Here is a 17673-nt window from a genome sequence, read left to right on the forward strand (position 1 = left end):
AGAAGTATCTCGACATGACCGAGTACATGGAATGGCGCAAGGATCGGCCAAAATCCGATGCCAAAGTGACTCGCATTATGTAGCCCCATCTAGCTGAGGGAATTTACACACGAATTTGGACTTGATCCGAGAAGAAGGGTGATGACACCATTTTATCTTATAAATTAATCATTCCGAACGAATAGTGAACAGCACTCCACATGCGCCGTCTGCGGAAACATGTCTACTGGGCGGATCCATTCGATGCGGAAGCCGTTATCCAGCAGCACCTTGCAATCCTTTGCCAGGGTGGATGGGTTGCAGGATACGTACACGAACCGCTTCGGCTTCGCTTGAATGACCGCTTTCAGCAGCTTGTCGTCACAACCGGTGCGAGGCGGATCGACGACGATGACGTCGGGGCGTTCGCCTTTTTGGATACGCTGCGGCAGCAGTTGCTCGGCCTTGCCCACCATAAATTCCGCGTTAGTTATGCCATTGTTTTTCGCATTCTGCTTCGCATCCTCGATCGCTTCGGGAATCATTTCAATCCCGAAGACCTTCTTCGCATGCGGCGCCAGCCACAGTGCAATCGTACCTGTCCCGCAATACAAATCCATCACTTCTTCTTTGCCTGTTAAAGCAGCGGCCCGCTTCACTTCATCATACAGCTTCAGCGTCTGCTCCGGATTCAGCTGAAAGAATGCGCGCGGTGACAGCTCGTAGCGCAGCTCACCCAGCCGTTCTTCCATCGTTTCCTTGCCCCACAGATGCAGCGTCTCATCTCCGAAGATTAGCGATGTTTTGTGCGGATTAATATTTTGGGAGATACTCGTCACCTGCGGGATCTCTCTCGTGACCGCAGCGATGAGCTCCTTCTTTTGCGGCAGATCGCGCCCAGCTGTTACCAGCGTCAGCTGCAGATCCTCAGAGGCAAAGCCGCATCTCACCACGATATTCCGTAGGGTTCCTGTTCGTTTTCTTTCTTGGTACACAGGAATCTTAAATCGCTCGGCAATTTGCTTGACCTGTGCGATGACACGGTTCACTGCCGGATGATGGATCGGACAGCCGGACAGGTCAACAAGCTGGTGGCTTCCCGGCGCATATAGACCGGTGATCATTTTTCCTTTTTGATGACCGACCTGCATTTGCGCTTTGTTGCGATATTTCCACGGATCCTCCATGCCGAAGATCGGAAGCATCGGCAGCTCGTTTAGTCCCGTATATCTCGCGAATGATTCGCGGACGATCTCTTCCTTCGCCCGCAGCTGGGCTTCATAGCTCATATGCTGCAGCTGGCAGCCGCCGCACTGATCATAGACGGGACAAGGGGGGACAGCACGATCCTTTGATTTTTTTGTAACGCGGATTAACTTGCCTTGAATATAGTTGGGGAACACGCGATTCGCTTCAACTTCCGCCGTTTCTCCAGGCAATGCGCCGGGGACAAATACGGTTTTCCGCTTATAATATCCAATGCCTTCGCCATTAATCCCAATTTTTCGGATGTCCAGCTTAAAACGCGTGCCGACTTGTACACGTTCGGCTTCTGGCTTGGCAGCTTGTTTTGCCATTCTTTCATTCACACTCCGTTCATACGACTTCCACTCCTAACACTATACCATGAAGCAGGAGTAAAAACGAAACAGCGGCACGGGGCGAAAAAATGGAAATGCTTATAAATAATTTCTACAAATTTTGATCAAAATAGATTTAACCGTGCATTAACCATGCCTTGATCTTCATATAATACTTCGTTTGTAAAATGAAGTTAAGGTCATCACATTACCTGAAGGGAGAACCAAATCATGATTTTGTACAAAACCGCTAAATGGGCAGAGGAGCGTAAACAATTGTTCACTTCATTACAGCAGGAGATCGCGGATCGAGATCAGCTCCAATCCAAGTTGGATTTAGCGGATCAGCGGATGCTTGAGGAGGCCGAAGCGTGGAGAGTTAGCCTTCTTGAATCCAAGCACGAGGCGTCCTTTGAACCGAATTATGTGTAAGCAAAAGGAATGCCGCACAGGCTGACCTATAACTCAGGTAGTAAAGGTACAGCTTGTGCGGCTTTTATGAATGTCTTCGCGAGGCGTTACCCCCAAATCAAAACCTTTCATCCATCCATTTTACATGCCACAACCTATATTCACACTTACATACGGAACAGCCCTCGTTTATCTTGCGCGTACCTCTTTTCTCATGAACAGCACGTATGAAATAGCGAAGCACACAATGGTTAAGGCAGCCAGACCCGTGATCTGAGGCCAAACCAGCAGCAGGCTCTGCCCAAGAGAAAGCGGGCTCGGGATAGCCCCGTATACTTGTTCGACGGTCAGCGGTCCCAGGCTTCGGACAGAAGGCATTAGCAAGGTTGTGGTACCCTCTGAATACAGCTGGTTCGGAGAGATACGCATAAGATTTTGCATCCACTCCTGATAGGAGACAAGTTCATCGACGCTAGCATTCGTGGAAGGAGCCAGCCATCTGCTGACCAGTCTCATCACCAGATCATAAAAGACACTGAAGAAAATCCACACGGCCATTGCACACAATGCGCTCGTTGCCGCTTGCTTGAAGCGGACGGAAAACAGAATCGATAAATTGAGCCAAAAAGCAATGTAACATACGGTAAGCAGAACAAAGAAAAGAATACGCCAAAATTCGCTTGGAGTAGGGGGAATCCCTAGCGTAATGATGCCTGCGCCGGCTACGATCATCGTTAGGGCGAAGAACATGATGCCAACGACGATCAAGGACGCGGTGAACTTGGCGTTGATAATATAATCCCGATGAACCGGCTGTGCCAGTATCCGGCTTAAGGTTCCTTTGTTCTGCTCTGCATTGATCGCATCGAATCCCATCCCGATGCCAAGCAGCGGCCCGAGAAAGCCGATGAATGTAATAAACGACGGGAGGGTACCATCCGAAAGGGTAAACAGCTGCAGAAATACGAAGCTGCTGTCCAGCTCTTCGCTGCCTGCGTTCGCATGAAACTGCTCCAGTGCGCTGTATAGGGAAGCCAAACACGTTAATGCAACGAGAATGAGCAAAATATTGAATCTCCAGCTTCGAATATGGTCAGCTGCTTCCTTAGACACCATGGCCCAGAAAGGATGGGGTCCTCTGCCTAGACGCTGCTCCTGCCGATTGCGCCAAAGCGCCTCAAGCCGCGACCATGAGTTACGCAGGTTGACCCGGAAGCTCATCATGGGAGTCACCTCCTGAGAAATAACGATGATAAATTTCATCCAATCCGTACTGTTTCTTAACTAGGCTGTACAGAGAGCTTCCAGATCGGATGATCGTTTCCGCAATACGGCTCGAAACATCTTCTTCGCAATAGAAGATCGTGGTTCCGTCTTCCCGGCTTTCGTGTCTTTTGACAGCTTCAATCTGGGCAAGTTCCTCGGCAGTCTCCCTACTTAGCGGAGAAGTATGCGCCTCGATCCGAATATCCTCTTTGCTGAACAGCGTGCGGGACAGCGTCCCGATATCGCCTGCGGCCAGCAGCTTGCCCTTAACGAATATGCCAACGCGATCACAGATTTGCTGTACCTGATGCAGGTGGTGGGACGAAAGCAGCACCGTAAGTCCATCCTCGCGGCTTAGCTGTCCGATAAACTGCAGCAGTTCTTGAACCCCTTTGGGGTCAATACCTAGCGTCGGCTCATCCAGAATGATGACCTCGGGATCCTTCATGAGCACATCCGCAAGCCCAAGTCGCTGGCGCATTCCTCTCGAATACTGGCCCGTTTTGTTGTGGGCTGCAGATTCAAGATCGACTCGTTTCAGCAGCTTTTCTGCACGGTCACGTGCTTCCTTCGGAGGAATGCCGTTCAGATAAGCGGTGTACAGCAAATTTTCCAGCCCTGTCCGGTCCTCATAGAAACCAACGTCATCCGGCAGGTACCCGACTTTCTGCTTGACCTTCACAGGGTAGCGGGTCGGATCCATGCCGCACACGACCGCAGATCCGGAGGTTGGCTCCGTCAGACCAAGCAGCATTAAGATCGTCGTTGACTTACCCGCTCCGTTCGGTCCAAGCAGTCCGAAAATTTCCCCCTGCTGGATCGTTAGATTCAGCTGGTTTACAGCGGTGTAATGGCCATAGACCTTCGTTAAATTGCGGATATCAATTACGGGTGATTGCAACGTACCTTACCTCCTTCCGTATTTCCGGAATAAGTAATATACGCATCCTAATGCCGCAATAATGATCAGGATGCCTATCCATCCCCAGAGCATCGAAGTTTTGACAGCTACTCTGAATTCAGCGGAATCGGTTGCCTCTGCCGTGGAGGCTGTTATTTGAGAAACATAGTCACCGGCAATGGCTTGATCGCTTGAGGTGATTTTCGCCGTTACTCGGACGCTTTCTCCCGCAGGTATCGATTCGATCGCTGCCGGCTCGAATTCAACCTCCCAGTCGACAGGAGAAGAATCGCTGAGCTGGACGTCGGTTAATTCTGTAGACCCGGTATTTCGAACGACCAGATCAAGGCTTTTCGACTTTCCTGCTTGAACCTCTGTGCTGAGCAGACCGTCAGGCGTCGTCAATTCCAAGCCGTATGTTCCTGTTATCACCACTTCCAGCTCGACATTCGCAGAGGTTGAACTGGTGGATGCGCTCACAGGAATAGTGTACGTTCCTGCCGCCACCTGAGCGGGCGGACGCACGGAGATGTTAATCGAAGCCGTTTGGTTCGGCTCAATGCTTACCGAGGTGACGCGATCGCTGTTCGTCGTAAACTGCACTTCCCATCCGGCAGGCGCTTTTGCCGATAAAGCGTATACTTGCTCTTCCGCTGTACGGTTGCGCAGCTCACCGTCAAACGTAAACGTCGAATCCGCGAGACCTTCCATATTGGTTTGGTCTACATTCAGTTCCGACTTATATGTGCCTTGTTCGGAAATACGCACCGTTAGGGGAAGCTGAGCTGCCGATCCTGCTCTAACTTCAAACATGTAATTGCCTTTATCGATTTGCAGTGGAACTTCTACATCCATATTGACAGTGACTTCCTGTTCAGGTAGAACTGAAATTTCCCTGACGCTCCATCCGCCTGAGCTGAATTCATAGCTCCAATCCTGCGGAAGTCCGGATACCGTCAGCGGCACCGTCTGAACCGTGTCCGTGTTGTTAATGACCTGCAATGAATAATCAATGGTCTCACCAGGAACGACCGAGATGTCGGTATAAGGCGTGAACAAGGTGACGCCTTCTGCTGCCTTGACGGTCTGGACGCTTGTGCTCATACAGAGCATGATCGCTCCCACGCACGCGATGATCATCCATTTGGACCAAAATCTCCTCGTTTGTACTTTGAACTTCATGGAAAAGACCCTCCTCTAAATCTAAATTCGTATGTTGTACGTATTGATAATGAATTTGGATTTATACCGAGACGCCCAAAAACTTAAAACTAGATAAAAATTTCCTTAAAGCAAAATAAAAAAAGGCAGAGTGGAGATTACGCGCGCTGTGAATCGTGGTATGAATGAAATATAACCAACAGCTTGGGGGGAGATGAGCGTGGAAAGGGAGGACGACTTGGAGCTGATTTTGCGGATGATGCGCGGTTCCCATGAAGCCTTTGAGCATTTTTACGAATGCCATATACCGTTCATGTATCGAATAGCCTTAAGTATCGTTCACGACCCGATGGAAGCGGAGGATATTTGCCATGATGTCGTCATGGAACTGATTGGAAAATGGGATCAGTATGATCCCAGCCGCGGGAGCTTAAAATCCTGGGTGGCCGTTAGGACGAAATCACGTGCTTTAGACCGTGTTCGTAAAAGGCAGCGGGTGATTGCCCATGCGTCGGTAGAACCGGAAGTGAAGGGATCCGAACGAAATATAGAGGAACAGGCGCTTTTTCATCTGGAAAAGCAAGAGCTTGCCCATGCGATGCAGTCGATCCCGGAGGTGCAGCGCCGGGCCGTATATGAAGCTTATTTTGAGGAGCGAACGCACCGGGAATTGTCAGAGGAGATGAGGCAGCCGCTCGGTACGGTGAAATCATGGATACGTTACGGACTTCGAAATATGAAGAAACAGTTAGAACAGCGAGGCTGGTTTGATTCAGGAGGAGGTGTACGAGAGCATGATAGATGAACAACGAATTTGGCCGTGTCCGGATGAACAGATGATCGTAGATTACGTTCTCGGCAGCATAGATGAGAGTGCGCAGTTGCATTTGGAAATGCACCTAGCGCAGTGCCGATCTTGTTCACAAGCCTTGAGAGATTGGCAGGATACCCTCGGAACCGTCCCTCAAGATGCTCTTCCGTCTGATACCCTGAAGCGCCGGCTGCAGAAATCATTATGGACGGAACCGCATCATCTTCAATTATCGAAAAGAAAGAAACGCAGGGCGATCTCCACGGTTGCCGGAACCGCAGCCGTCATGATGCTCGTGATTGCCATTTATTCGAATACGTCATCCGAGAATGCTGCGCAACTTAAAGATCAGCTTATAGTTTCAAATAGCAAGCCTATGGCCGGATTGGAGCATATTTTCGCTGATCCGAACAGCGAGCTATACAGCGCAACAAGCGGAGAACTGAGCAGTTATTTTGTAGTGAATAAGCCGGAAAGGGAGATGCTTGTTTGGTTGGAGGGAAAGCCATCGGCGATGAGCGGGGACTACCAGCTGTGGATTATAGATGAAGACGAAACGCCGGTGAACGGAGGCATTATTGTATGGAGCGAAAGTGCAGGAGTCGGTTACTTACGGCTGCAGCAGTTGGAGCTTGCGAGGATGAAGCGGCTGTTCATCAGCTTCGTACCGGAAGGAGTTACCGATCCGCCCTCAGACGGCTTGATGACGGTAGAACTTAGGCCTTAAGAATACTTAGTTGGCAAAGGTTTCGTTTGGAACACGGCAGCCTTTCATGTAAAATAGTACATTGAGCCATACAAGTGTCTCGCACCTCGCCTAATGAGGATTAATATAAAGATGTGGGGTTAAAGCATGAAAGTCGTTGTCGCAGCATTAAACGCAAAATATATTCATATGTCGCTCGCAATTCGCTATTTGAAATCGTTTTGTGAGAAGGATTTCGAGATTGAAATGGCGGAATACACCATCAAGGATCCGGCGATGAACATCGTGTCGGATTTGTTTGAGAAGAATCCGGATGTGATCGGCTTCTCCTGTTATATATGGAACATTGCGGAGACGATTAAGGTTGCCGGCATGCTGAAGAAGATCAAGCCAGAGCTGAAGATCGTGTTCGGCGGTCCGGAGGTTTCCTATGACACGGAAGAATGGATGAGGAAGCTGCCGCAAGTGGACTTCATCGTCATGGGTGAGGGCGAGGAGACGTTCCATCAGCTGCTTCAGGAAATCAGCACGACGCAGAAATATCATTTCGTCTATGGGCTCGCATACCGCAAAGACGAGGAAATCATTTTGATGCCGGGCCGTCCGAAGCTGGTGCTGGACGATATTCCGTCACCACATCGCTTCAAGGAGGATCTACCCTCGCTGGCTAACCGCGTCGTGTATTTTGAGACGAGCAGAGGATGTCCGTTCAGCTGCCAATTTTGCTTGTCCAGTATCGAAGTGGGTGTTCGCTATTTCGACATTGAGCGGACGAAGCGGGAGCTTCTCTATTTGATTGAATCCGGAGCGAAGCTCATTAAGTTCGTGGATCGGACATTCAATATTAAAAGGGATTATGCGCTGGAAATTTTCGATTTTCTGATTAAAAATCACGGCGGCTGTGTGTTCCAGTTTGAAATTACCGCTGATATTATGCGGCCGGAAGTGTTGGATTTTCTTGCAGAGAATGCACCCCCGGGAATATTCCGTTTTGAAATCGGCGTTCAATCCACGAACGACACGACGAATGAGCTGATCAAGCGCAGACAAAACTTCAAGAAGCTTTCCCGCACGGTGACGACGATCAAGAACAGCGGTAAAATCGATCAGCATCTTGATTTAATTGCGGGTCTTCCAGAGGAGGATTATGATTCCTTCAAAAAGACCTTCAATGACGTATTCGCACTCCGCCCGGAAGAGCTGCAGCTCGGATTTTTGAAGATGCTGCGCGGGACCGGTCTGCGAAACGATGCCGATAAATACGGATATATTTATATGGATCACGCTCCATATGAAATTTTGGGCAATGAACTGCTGCCGTTCTCCGATATCGTTCGCATCAAAAGAGTGGAGGACGTGCTGGAGAAATACTGGAATGCGCATCGTCTCGATCGCACCATGGAGTATTTGGTGGAGCATGAATTTTCATCTCCGTTTGATTTTTTCCAGGAGTTCGGCGATTTCTGGGAGAGCAGAGGCTGGCAGCGGATCGGCCATCAGCTGGAGGATTTGTTTACTCGGCTTGAGCAATTTCTGACAAGCCGGAGAACGAATCACTTCGAGGGCATTCGCGGCTTAATGAAGCTTGATTATTTCATGAACCATAAGTACAAGCCGCGCAAGGTATGGTGGGAAGAACGGCTGGACAAGCAGAAGCACAGCGAGCTGTTAAGAAGCATTGCCGAACAGCCTGAACGGGTATCGCCTGCATTTGCCGAGCTGGGGCTTGGGGAGAAGGATCTGCACAAGCATGCGATGATCGAGCGGCTGCCTTTCGACTGGAAGACGTATCAGGAGACCGGACGTTTCGATTCTACTCGCTCGACCTTGCTGCTGGTCTGCTATCAGCTGCAGGGAGACCAGCCTCTTGTGTTCACGGTCCCGGAGGAAGAGCAAATCGCGGTGTAGAGGGATGCCCATATTCTAGTGCATATAAACAAGCCAGCCGAGGATATGTTCGGCTGGCTTGTTTCAATAGAATAAGAAGATATAAAATTGGGGGTCATCAATGGATCGTCAGGCTGGCTTTTAAGGCAAATAGCTGCGAAGCACGGTCATTTTGCCTTCCAACACATAAGCTCCGAGATTCGCCGGCAGCAGCAGAGCTTCGCCGCGCTTCAGCGGCAGCGATTCTCCGCCCCCATGAATCTGACCTTCCCCTTCGCAGACAATGAGAATCACGAAGCTGTCCTGTGTTGTGCTTTGCTCCCAGCGGCCGTCCACAATCGCTTTATCTGTAATGAAGTATGGTGACTCCGCTAAATTGAGCCAATGATGAGGAGCATCGATATCTGTTGTTTTGCGGCTTGCTCCCGAGTCCCCGTATTTCGTTACATGTAATGAGTCTTCAATATGCAGCTCACGAGGCTTTCCGTCGAGCCCAGGACGATCATAGTCGTAAACTCGATACGTGGTATCTGAGTTTTGTTGAATTTCGGCGACCAACACACCGGCTTTTAGAGCGTGAACGGTACCGGCAGGGATATAGAACGTATCCCCAGTCTTCGCCTCAACCTCCTGCAGACAATCCATAATTCGGCCTTCTTCAATCGCCTGAGCGAAAGCAGCCCGATCTACATGTTCTTTTAAGCCGTATATAATTTTTGCGCCTGGCTTTGCATCCAGAATGTACCACATTTCCGTTTTACCTAATTCGCCTTCAGCCAGCTTCTCGTAATGATCATCCGGGTGCACCTGCACAGACAGGTCATCCTGACAATCGAGCAGCTTGATCAGCAGCGGGAATTTACCATTCTTGGTCTGGCTTCCTTTTGGCCCGAACCATTCAGATCCAAAGGCTTCTCTCACCTCATCCAGCCCTTTTCCGGCTAAATCTCCGTTAACGACCTTGGTCGTTCCGTGGGCGTGATCTCCGATGACCCAAGCTTCGCCAATGTGACCATCAGGGAGTTCGAAACCAAATTGTTCTAGGGCTCTTCCTCCCCATACACGTTCTTTAAATTCCGCTTGAAATTTAAGAGGGTAAGGTTTCATCGTCTCTTCTCTCCTATTTCTATATATTTTCATGACCTGATGAACAGGTCCATGAGTGACAGGCTACCTCTTCTGAAGGGCAATCATGTAAGGAGAAGTTCTGGATGAATTCAGCATACGATAGCATATAGCTTGTGCCTGATCCGCACGAAGGGCGGCAGCCCACGCTTCTATGGCTTCCGCTTCTGTATCACCGCCAGTGTGACCGGGGTAGAGGATGGCCGTAATGACTCCATTCTTGCATAGGAGTTCGAGTGCCGATTCCAATGCTCGGATGGATGTATCGGTCTGGGTAATGACGGACGTATCCGCTCCCGGCAAATAGCCGAAATTGAACATCGCCGCTTTGATTCTGCCATGCCAGTTGGACCCGATGGCTTCGTTCATATCGGCGTGAGATGTGTGCAGCAGATGCATTCGCTCGTCCAGCACCCCGGCTTGCTCCAGCCTACTAGCCGTAGATTCGATCGCCTGCTTTTGTATATCGAATGCAAAAACATGACCTCGGGGACCTACCAGCTCGGCCAGAAATAACGTATCGACTCCGTTGCCGGACGTGCCGTCAATGACAGCGTCACCGAAAGAGACGGCCTTTCTGACCAGCTGCTGAGCGAAACTCAGGACAGATACAAAACCCATTCACTTTACGCCCCCTAAGCCTTCCAATGCTTGCCCTGCCAGCTGTTCCGCTCCTTCAGTTCGCGGTCGAAGGCGTTGAGCACTTCCCATTTGTTCAGGCTCCACATCGGGCCGATCAGCAGGTCGCGAGGAGCATCACCTGTCAGGCGATGAACGATCATCTCGGGTGGAAGAAATTCGAGTGTGTCGACGACGAGCTTAATATAGTCATCCATCTCCATAAATTCGAGCAATCCTTCCTTCCATTGACGAACCATCGGCGTCTTTCTCATCAAGTGAAGCAGGTGGATTTTAATCCCCTGCACGTCCATCTTGGATACAGCGCGACCGGTTTCCAGCATCATATCCGGCGTCTCACCCGGCAAACCGTATATAATGTGCGAGCAGACGCGGATATTGTGCTTGCGCAGCTTTTCCACCGCATCATAATAGCACTGTGTATCGTGGGCGCGATTGATGAGCGTCGAGGTAGACTCGTGAATGGTCTGCAGCCCGAGCTCAACCCAGAGGTAAGTTCTTTCGTTCAGCTCCGCTAAATATTCGACGACATCATCGGGCAGGCAGTCCGGTCTTGTCGCGATGGATAGACCGACGACGTTCGGCTGCTCTAGAATAACCTCATAATATTCCCGGAGCGTTTCTACAGGCGCGTACGTATTCGTGTATGCCTGGAAGTATCCGATATATTTGGCGTTCGGCCATTTTTGATGCTGCCGGTCCCGCACCTCGTTGAACTGCGTTACGAGATCGTCCCGCCTTCTGCCGGCAAAGTCTCCGGAGCCTCTTGCACTGCAAAATGTGCATCCGCCCGCTGCGATGGTGCCGTCACGATTCGGACAGGTGAACCCTGCGTCGAGCATGACCTTGAACACCTTCTCGCCAAATTGCTGTTTCATTTCGTAGTTCCATGTATGAAATCGTTTGTCCCCCCACAGCAGTGGAGAATCACAAACGGCTTGCTGTCTGCTTTCCATGAAGCAAAAGTCTCCTTTATATAGAGTGAATTCACGACCAGACTTATTGTACCAAAAAAGTGGTCGGAAAGGGAGTGGAGTGGGCAGCTTTAATCAAGACTAGTAGTTACAAATTCGGTATATAGATCATTTATGAAATGGATTGTATTATTATTTTTTTCGCATGAATCCATTGAAAAATATTACATGACATGTTATATTATAACTGTGAAAAACAGTTTATCCATCGTAGTTACGTTCATAGTTTCTTTGTCATTAGGGAAAGATTCCAATATGAATTACGAGAGGTGATGGATATGAATTCTCAAGTGAAAGTGCCAAAAGGCGATGAGAAAATTACGATTGAGCTGACCGTCAAGGAAGCGATTGCTTTAACCGGTGTCCGTTTTAATGGAGAGCCTCAGCTGAAGCGGGCAGCAACGAAGAAATTAATGGAGCAGTTGGATCAAACTGCACTGCATTAAGGTAGTTAAGGTTATAGGGGTGCCTGCATAAGGCATCCCTTTTTTAATTCGCCAAAGAAGGATCAAGGATATACGCCTTCTTGTCCGCCTAATGAAGCAGTTCCAAAATATTGGAGAGTTCTGGAATAAACTTCTCTTTACAATTATGAAGAACTTGGGCAAAATAGATTGAGATTTAATAATCGGAGGAACAGTTCATGCGGCTTAGAAAACGTCGGGATACGCATCAATATTTAGAACAGCAAAAAAATTCGGTCATTTTGCAGGCGCAGCAGTATAAGGGCACGTGGCATGAATATTTCGGTAATGACCATCCGATTCATGTTGAACTTGGCATGGGAAAAGGAAATTTTATCAGCGAGCTGAGCTATCGTCATCCCGAAATCAATTATGTAGGAATCGATATGTACGATGAATTGATTCGCAAGGCAAGCGAAAAAGCGATCGAAACCCATCAGCTGCAAGAGGATGGCCATATTCCGAACTTGGCGCTGACTCTGGCGAATATAAATCGTATCGAGGACATTTTCGCTCCGAATGAAATAGAACGTATTTATTTAAATTTTAGCGATCCATGGCCTAAGAAACGCCACGCCTTCAGAAGGCTTACGCATCCTGGGTTCTTATATAAATATGCAGACATTTTGAACGAACAAGGGATCATTCAGCTTCGTACCGATTCGGTCTCTTTGTTCGAGTTTTCCTTGAATGCATTCGCTAATCTAGGTTTAAGAATGTATGACATTACCCTCGATTTGCACGGCCAAGGAACACCGGAAGATCATGTGTTTACGGAGTATGAACGGAAGTTTGTAAGTCAAGGTGTCCGTATTCACCAATGTAAGGTAGCGGTAGGAAAACAAGCGTTAGAGGCGCATTTGAAAAGGCTGGAAGAAGAGGATGGCCTGCGGCCCATTCCCGGCTTCTAGATCTTTAGAATGAGATCATCGAAGCGGAAATGAAAGCCGCAGTGCTTCCGATGATGGCACCGACCGCGACGTCAGACGGGTAGTGAAGTCCCAAGATGATTCTGGATGCCGCCACGGTGAGAGCCAGTGGAAGAACGATAAAGCTTAGCGACGGCGAAAGCATCAGTAATGGAATGGACACTGCAAAGATCGCCGTCGTATGACCGGAAGGGAAAGAATGGTCCTTCAACGGATTTTTACAAGTGATTGTTTTTGGCAACACTAAATAAGGTCTAAGTCTAGGATACTTCCTTTTTATAATCGCAACCGGTATATGACTAACAGCCAAAGCGGTTAACGCTTGGATTCCGACTAAGCTCCATGGACGGCTGAACAGGGTAATTAAGCATAGACAGAACACGATCGTAAAAGTCGCGCCGCCCAGATGAGTGACGATGTTCATGACCCGATCGGTGATCGTATGCTGAAGCTTATGGTTAAACCAAAAAAACAATTTCTGCTCACGCACTTGAAGCCAGTTTACCATTCGGCTCATAGGATCCCCCCTGTCTCCATTATATATTGTGTAACCGGAAATTCCTAATATGCATATATGATATCATAGGATTGTAAGAGCAGAATGAAATGAATATTAATTTTTTGAGCGGATTTTTAATGATTAAATTAGTGCACATCCGAAATATACTGGAATAAGAACATTAAATGATCTGCTATGTAGTTTGTCGGTTTGTAATTTGGGAGGTATAAGTATGAGAGTGGCATTATTTACGGACACGTATTTGCCAGATGTGAATGGTGTTGCTAAAACATTGGGTAGATGGGTTGAATTTCTGAACAGTAAAGGAATCTCCTGCAAAGTTTTTGCTCCTTCACATGAAATGACAGATATGGCGATTGATCAAAACATCGTGGAACGATTTCACAGCATTCCCTTTTTGCTGTATCCCGAGGTGCGTTTGGGAATACCGAACCCGTTACATATCAAGAAGACGTTAAAAGAGCTGAATCCAACGATCATTCATGTCGCTACGCCGTTCAACATGGGGCTTATGGGACACCGGTATGCGAAGAAGCATAATATTCCGCTCGTCGCTTCATATCATACACATTTCGATCAGTACTTATCGTATTATAAAATTCCGTGGATCGAAAACATTTACTGGCGCTATATTACATGGTTTCATCAGGATTGTGAGAAAATTTACGTTCCGTCGCACTCCACCAAAGAGTATCTGGAAAAGCGCGACTTCAAGCATTTGGAGATTTGGTCAAGAGGAATCGATACTCATCAATTTCAACCGGAAGTCGATAAGGAGGACGTATTGGGTCGATACGACATTCCAACGGACAAGTTTGTGATTCTCTTCGTTGGCCGTCTTGCACCGGAAAAAGGCATTCATGTATTGTTTGAAACCTTTAACCGGTTAAGTCCGGAGATTCGCAAAAAATCGCATCTCGTTCTTGTCGGAGACGGACCGCTGCATAAAGATCTGGTTGATGAATATTCCGGTGTTGAGGACATCAGCTTGCTCGGGTTTATGAAAGGAAAGGAATTGAGCGAATTATTTGCGGCAGCGGATGTGTTCCTATTCCCTTCTGCTACGGAAACGTTCGGCAATGTCGTTCTGGAATCGATGGCTAGCGGTACACCGGTTGTCGGTGCGGCAGCTGGCGGGGTGAAGGATAATATTCTGCATCAAAAGACAGGACTGCTGTGCGAGCCGGAAAATGTTGATGAATTCACAGAAGCGGTAGAGCTGCTGTTCCGAAATCCGCAGATGAGGGAGCAAATGTCTAAGGATGCCAGAGCGTACAGCTTGGAACAAACCTGGGAATCCATTTTTGAACGGCTGCTCGCCAGCTACGAGAGTGTCACAAAATCCAAAAGCAATTCTGTAGATGTGCTTGACATTCATGCGAACTGATGATACAGTTACTAAGTAATTCTTAACTAAGCATATGTAAAGCAGAAGCGCCCGCTTCTCACCTGACCGACGGCAAGTTGGCTGGTTCCTGACGAATAATTGTGATGCAGTTTTATCTGCAAAGCTGATGATCGAGATGTGGGCGGAATACTCTGCCTGCATCTTTTTGTTTTTGCGAACATTACATTGTTGGTTTTTCAACAAACTCTGGAGGTGGCAAGTTATCAGCAAGGATCATTTGGTAAACGAAGACATTCGTGCAAGGGAAGTTCGTCTCATTGATGCACAAGGTGAACAGCTCGGGATTAAACCAATCAGAGAAGCTCTTCAACTCGCAACAGAAGCGGGAATGGATTTGGTTGCGGTCGCTCCTGGAGCAAAACCCCCTGTTTGTCGGATCATGGATTACGGTAAATACCGTTATGAAATGCAGAAGAAAGACAAGGAAGCCCGGAAAAATCAAAAGGTAGTTGAATTGAAGGAAGTACGCTTTAGTGCCACCATCGAGAATCATGATTTTCAAACGAAGCTTCGCAACGTCATCAAGTTTATTAACAGTCAGGACAAAGTGAAATGCTCGATTCGTTTCCGCGGCCGGGAAATTACCCATGCGGACATCGGTCAGAAGGTTCTTGATCGGGTTGCAAAAGAGGTCGAAGAAATTGCTGTGGTAGAACGCAGGCCGAAGCTTGAAGGCCGCAGCATGATCATGATTTTGGCACCTAAATAATTCATGAAGCTCAATTTCATAGGAGGATTCGTCTCATGCCTAAAATGAAGACACACCGCGGCGCGGCAAAGCGCTTCAAAAAAACCGGTACAGGTAAAATTAAAAGAGCTCAAGCTTACAAAAGACACATCCTGGAGAGCAAATCTCCTGCAAGAAAACGTAAACTGCGCAAAGGTGCTTTAGTTGCCAGCGGAGATGCAAAACGGATCAAACAACTGATCGCATACATGAAATAATTCTCAATTCACTCAGGGAGGTAGTACGACATGGCAAGAGTAAAGGGCGGAATCGTAACGCGTCGTCGTCGCAAAAAAGTATTAAAGCTTGCTAGAGGTTACTTTGGTTCGAAACATAGATTGTTTAAAACAGCAAAAGAGCAGGTTATGAAATCCCTGCTGTATGCATACCGTGACCGTCGTCAGCGCAAACGTGATTTCCGCAAATTGTGGATCACTCGTATTAACGCGGCTGCACGCATGAACGGTTTGACTTACAGCAAAATGATGCACGGACTCAAGCTTGCAGGTGTGGAAGTAAACCGCAAAATGCTTGCAGACCTCGCAGTTTCCGATGAAAAAGCATTTGCTGATTTGGCAGGCGTAGCAAAACAAAAATTGAATGCCTAATGAGGCATCATCGAAAACCGCCACATTGTGACGGTTTTTTTACTTGAACGGTATCTCATGTTTTCAAAGCAGTTTGCTTTTGCAAACATGGATGGTTGATCTTCCACGAAGCACTCCGATAGGAGTTTTTTCACGATAGGTACTTATGAGAATAGGTCAAAGGGGATTTTATGAGCATTTACTAATTTCTTATTGACAAAAACTAATACTATTAGTTATATTATTAATATGATTAGTATTTGGGAGGCGTTAATGATGAAAATAAGCCAGTATCCTTACCTATATCAGCTCTCTTTCATGCCCCGTTTGTTTCCGGTGAACTGCTATCTTGTAGAGGAGCAGGAAGAATTGACCTTAATTGATGCGGCGCTGCCTTACAGCAGCAAAGCTATATTGAAGACAGCGAGGGAAATTGGCAAGCCGATTACTCGAATCGTCCTAACCCATGCGCATGACGATCATATCGGGGCGCTTGATCGGCTGAAGGAGGAATTGCCGGATGCGAAGGTATTCATTTCCCGCAGAGATAGCAAACTACTACAAGGGGATACCGCGTTGGAACCAGAGGAGCCTCAGAAGCCGATTAAAGGCGGTGTGCCTAAACGAGTAAAGACGAGACCGGATGTGCTGCTTTCGGATGGAGATGCCGTCGGCTCCTTGAAGGCCGTCGCTTGTCCCGGACATACACCAGGTTCGATGGCATTTTACGACGAGCGCAGCGGCTGCTTGATCGTGGGAGATGCGTTCCAGACGAGGGGAGGCATTGCAGTATCTGGAAAGATGAAAGCGATGTTCCCTTTTCCCGCCATGGCAACTTGGGATCCAGCCGCCTCGGTAAGGTCGGCTAAGAAGCTGGCTAAGAGGGCTCCAGCTCTGCTGGCCGTAGGTCACGGAGCAGTGCTGATGAATCCACTCGCACAAATGGAGCAGGCGATCACCGAAGCGGAACAGGCGTTGGGAAAGGGGCAGTAGATCTTGCGAAAAAATATTGACCTTCATAACATTGTTGAAACAGCAGCTCGCAAAGCCGACGAAGAAGGGCTCGAACACGTTACCTTGTCATCCGTTGCGAAGGAGCTTGGCATCAAGTCCCCGTCTTTATACAATCATGTGGATGGGCTGTCGGGACTAAGAAAGCAGATGGCGCTGCATGCGCTGGCTACATTAAGAGAACGTATGATGGCAGCAGCTTTTAACAAGACTGGAAAAGATGCGATCATTTCCGTTTCTAAGGCCTATGTGAAATATGCCACTGAGCACCCGGGTCTTTACGAGGCATTTATTATGACTCCGGACGACGAGGATGAAGAAGTGAAGGAGCAGGGAGACCAGCTGGTTGGAATGATGTTCAGGTTGCTGGAACCATACGATTTTTCCGAAACAGAGCAGGTTCATATCGTTCGCGGCATTCGGAGCATTAACCATGGCTTTGCCGTGCTGGAGGCCAAACAAGGCTTTAAAATGAACGTGAACCCGGGCCAAAGTTTGGAATTTGTATTACGGATATTTCTTGCGGGACTGGACGCCGGCAGCGATGGCCGGTTTTCGTGATCGATTTCTTATCTGTTTTCTTTAAG

20 protein-coding genes and 1 other annotated feature are annotated in these 17673 nt (G+C 48.2%); of the genes, 12 read left to right on the plus strand and 8 right to left on the minus strand.

Going from position 1 to position 17673, the window contains the following annotated elements; genetic code table 11:
- Nucleotides 1–164: 164 nt before the first annotated feature.
- Nucleotides 165–1556 carry a 23S rRNA (uracil(1939)-C(5))-methyltransferase RlmD gene (gene rlmD, locus ACFPXP_RS12605; protein ID WP_379894594.1) on the minus strand — a complete coding sequence of 464 codons (1392 nt, stop codon included), beginning with the start codon at nucleotides 1554–1556 and terminating at the stop codon, nucleotides 165–167.
- Between the two features lie 234 nt (nucleotides 1557–1790).
- Here rlmD and ACFPXP_RS12610 point away from each other — a divergent pair, with 234 nt between their 5' ends.
- Nucleotides 1791–1991 carry a hypothetical protein gene (locus ACFPXP_RS12610; RefSeq protein ID WP_379894595.1) on the plus strand — a complete coding sequence of 67 codons (201 nt, stop codon included), beginning with the start codon at nucleotides 1791–1793 and terminating at the stop codon, nucleotides 1989–1991.
- Between the two features lie 168 nt (nucleotides 1992–2159).
- On the opposite strand, the gene ACFPXP_RS12615 is transcribed toward ACFPXP_RS12610, so the two are convergent.
- Genes ACFPXP_RS12615 through ACFPXP_RS12625 form a run of 3 tightly spaced genes read right to left on the minus strand, consistent with a single transcriptional unit; the run spans nucleotide 2160 to nucleotide 5319 of the window.
- Entirely contained in the window at nucleotides 2160–3194 is a 1035-nt protein-coding gene (locus tag ACFPXP_RS12615; protein ID WP_379894596.1) for an ABC transporter permease, read from the minus strand.
- Complete coding sequence (locus ACFPXP_RS12620) at nucleotides 3166–4137, minus strand: ABC transporter ATP-binding protein (protein WP_379894597.1); 972 nt, start codon at nucleotides 4135–4137, stop codon at nucleotides 3166–3168. Before ACFPXP_RS12620 ends, ACFPXP_RS12615 begins: the two co-directional genes overlap by 29 nt.
- A gap of 6 nt (nucleotides 4138–4143) precedes the next feature.
- Nucleotides 4144–5319: a COG1470 family protein gene (locus ACFPXP_RS12625; protein WP_379894599.1), complete on the minus strand. Its 1176-nt coding sequence runs from the start codon at nucleotides 5317–5319 to the stop codon at nucleotides 4144–4146.
- 193 nt (nucleotides 5320–5512) lie between these two features.
- On the opposite strand from ACFPXP_RS12625, the gene ACFPXP_RS12630 reads away from it, so the two are divergent.
- From ACFPXP_RS12630 to ACFPXP_RS12640, 3 genes are all read left to right on the plus strand, one after another.
- A complete protein-coding gene (locus tag ACFPXP_RS12630) occupies nucleotides 5513–6103 on the plus strand; it encodes an RNA polymerase sigma factor (protein WP_379894600.1) in 591 nt (196 codons plus the stop codon).
- Nucleotides 6093–6836: a hypothetical protein gene (locus tag ACFPXP_RS12635; RefSeq protein WP_379894601.1), complete on the plus strand. Its 744-nt coding sequence runs from the start codon at nucleotides 6093–6095 to the stop codon at nucleotides 6834–6836. Before ACFPXP_RS12630 ends, ACFPXP_RS12635 begins: the two co-directional genes overlap by 11 nt.
- A 126-nt stretch (nucleotides 6837–6962) precedes the next feature.
- Nucleotides 6963–8723, plus strand: coding sequence for a B12-binding domain-containing radical SAM protein (locus tag ACFPXP_RS12640; RefSeq protein ID WP_379894602.1), 1761 nt, complete (start codon nucleotides 6963–6965; stop codon nucleotides 8721–8723).
- 120 nt (nucleotides 8724–8843) lie between these two features.
- On the opposite strand, the gene ACFPXP_RS12645 is transcribed toward ACFPXP_RS12640, so the two are convergent.
- The 3 genes from ACFPXP_RS12645 to ACFPXP_RS12655 form a co-directional block, all read right to left on the minus strand.
- Entirely contained in the window at nucleotides 8844–9809 is a 966-nt protein-coding gene (locus tag ACFPXP_RS12645; RefSeq protein ID WP_379894604.1) for a type I phosphomannose isomerase catalytic subunit, read from the minus strand.
- A 63-nt stretch (nucleotides 9810–9872) separates the two neighbouring features.
- Nucleotides 9873–10448 carry a class I SAM-dependent methyltransferase gene (locus ACFPXP_RS12650; RefSeq protein WP_379894605.1) on the minus strand — a complete coding sequence of 192 codons (576 nt, stop codon included), beginning with the start codon at nucleotides 10446–10448 and terminating at the stop codon, nucleotides 9873–9875.
- A gap of 14 nt (nucleotides 10449–10462) precedes the next feature.
- Nucleotides 10463–11422: a TIGR01212 family radical SAM protein gene (locus tag ACFPXP_RS12655; RefSeq protein ID WP_379894606.1), complete on the minus strand. Its 960-nt coding sequence runs from the start codon at nucleotides 11420–11422 to the stop codon at nucleotides 10463–10465.
- 296 nt (nucleotides 11423–11718) lie between these two features.
- Between ACFPXP_RS12655 and ACFPXP_RS12660 the strand changes: the two genes are divergently transcribed.
- Together ACFPXP_RS12660 and trmB are read left to right on the plus strand one after the other, a co-directional pair.
- On the plus strand, nucleotides 11719–11886 hold the full coding sequence (locus ACFPXP_RS12660; protein ID WP_379894607.1) for a hypothetical protein: 168 nt from the start codon (nucleotides 11719–11721) through the stop codon (nucleotides 11884–11886).
- Between the two features lie 197 nt (nucleotides 11887–12083).
- Nucleotides 12084–12815, plus strand: coding sequence for a tRNA (guanosine(46)-N7)-methyltransferase TrmB (trmB, locus tag ACFPXP_RS12665; protein WP_379894608.1), 732 nt, complete (start codon nucleotides 12084–12086; stop codon nucleotides 12813–12815).
- A 4-nt stretch (nucleotides 12816–12819) separates the two neighbouring features.
- Here the strand turns inward: trmB and ACFPXP_RS12670 are convergent, their stop codons facing one another.
- Nucleotides 12820–13350 (minus strand): phosphatase PAP2 family protein, encoded by a 531-nt coding sequence (locus ACFPXP_RS12670; protein ID WP_379894609.1) that lies wholly within the window; start codon nucleotides 13348–13350, stop codon nucleotides 12820–12822.
- Between the two features lie 214 nt (nucleotides 13351–13564).
- Here ACFPXP_RS12670 and ACFPXP_RS12675 point away from each other — a divergent pair, with 214 nt between their 5' ends.
- The 6 genes from ACFPXP_RS12675 (at nucleotide 13565) to ACFPXP_RS12700 (ending at nucleotide 17647) form a co-directional block, all read left to right on the plus strand.
- On the plus strand, nucleotides 13565–14740 hold the full coding sequence (locus tag ACFPXP_RS12675) for a glycosyltransferase family 4 protein (RefSeq protein WP_379894610.1): 1176 nt from the start codon (nucleotides 13565–13567) through the stop codon (nucleotides 14738–14740).
- A 33-nt stretch (nucleotides 14741–14773) separates the two neighbouring features.
- Nucleotides 14774–14914, plus strand: a sequence feature (ribosomal protein L20 leader region).
- A gap of 64 nt (nucleotides 14915–14978) precedes the next feature.
- Nucleotides 14979–15470, plus strand: a complete 492-nt coding sequence (infC, locus tag ACFPXP_RS12680) for a translation initiation factor IF-3 (protein ID WP_379894611.1) — start codon at nucleotides 14979–14981, stop codon at nucleotides 15468–15470.
- A 35-nt stretch (nucleotides 15471–15505) separates the two neighbouring features.
- Nucleotides 15506–15706, plus strand: a complete 201-nt coding sequence (gene rpmI / locus ACFPXP_RS12685; protein WP_379894612.1) for a 50S ribosomal protein L35 — start codon at nucleotides 15506–15508, stop codon at nucleotides 15704–15706.
- A gap of 30 nt (nucleotides 15707–15736) precedes the next feature.
- Nucleotides 15737–16096, plus strand: coding sequence for a 50S ribosomal protein L20 (gene rplT / locus ACFPXP_RS12690; RefSeq protein ID WP_379894613.1), 360 nt, complete (start codon nucleotides 15737–15739; stop codon nucleotides 16094–16096).
- A 255-nt stretch (nucleotides 16097–16351) separates the two neighbouring features.
- Nucleotides 16352–17068 (plus strand): MBL fold metallo-hydrolase, encoded by a 717-nt coding sequence (locus tag ACFPXP_RS12695; protein ID WP_379894632.1) that lies wholly within the window; start codon nucleotides 16352–16354, stop codon nucleotides 17066–17068.
- Between the two features lie 3 nt (nucleotides 17069–17071).
- Nucleotides 17072–17647, plus strand: a complete 576-nt coding sequence (locus ACFPXP_RS12700) for a TetR/AcrR family transcriptional regulator (protein WP_379894614.1) — start codon at nucleotides 17072–17074, stop codon at nucleotides 17645–17647.
- Nucleotides 17648–17673 lie beyond the last annotated feature (26 nt).

Origin of the sequence: Marinicrinis lubricantis, from assembly GCF_042658665.1 — a bacterium.
GTDB classification, from domain to species: Bacteria; Bacillota; Bacilli; order Paenibacillales; family KCTC-33676; genus Marinicrinis; species Marinicrinis lubricantis.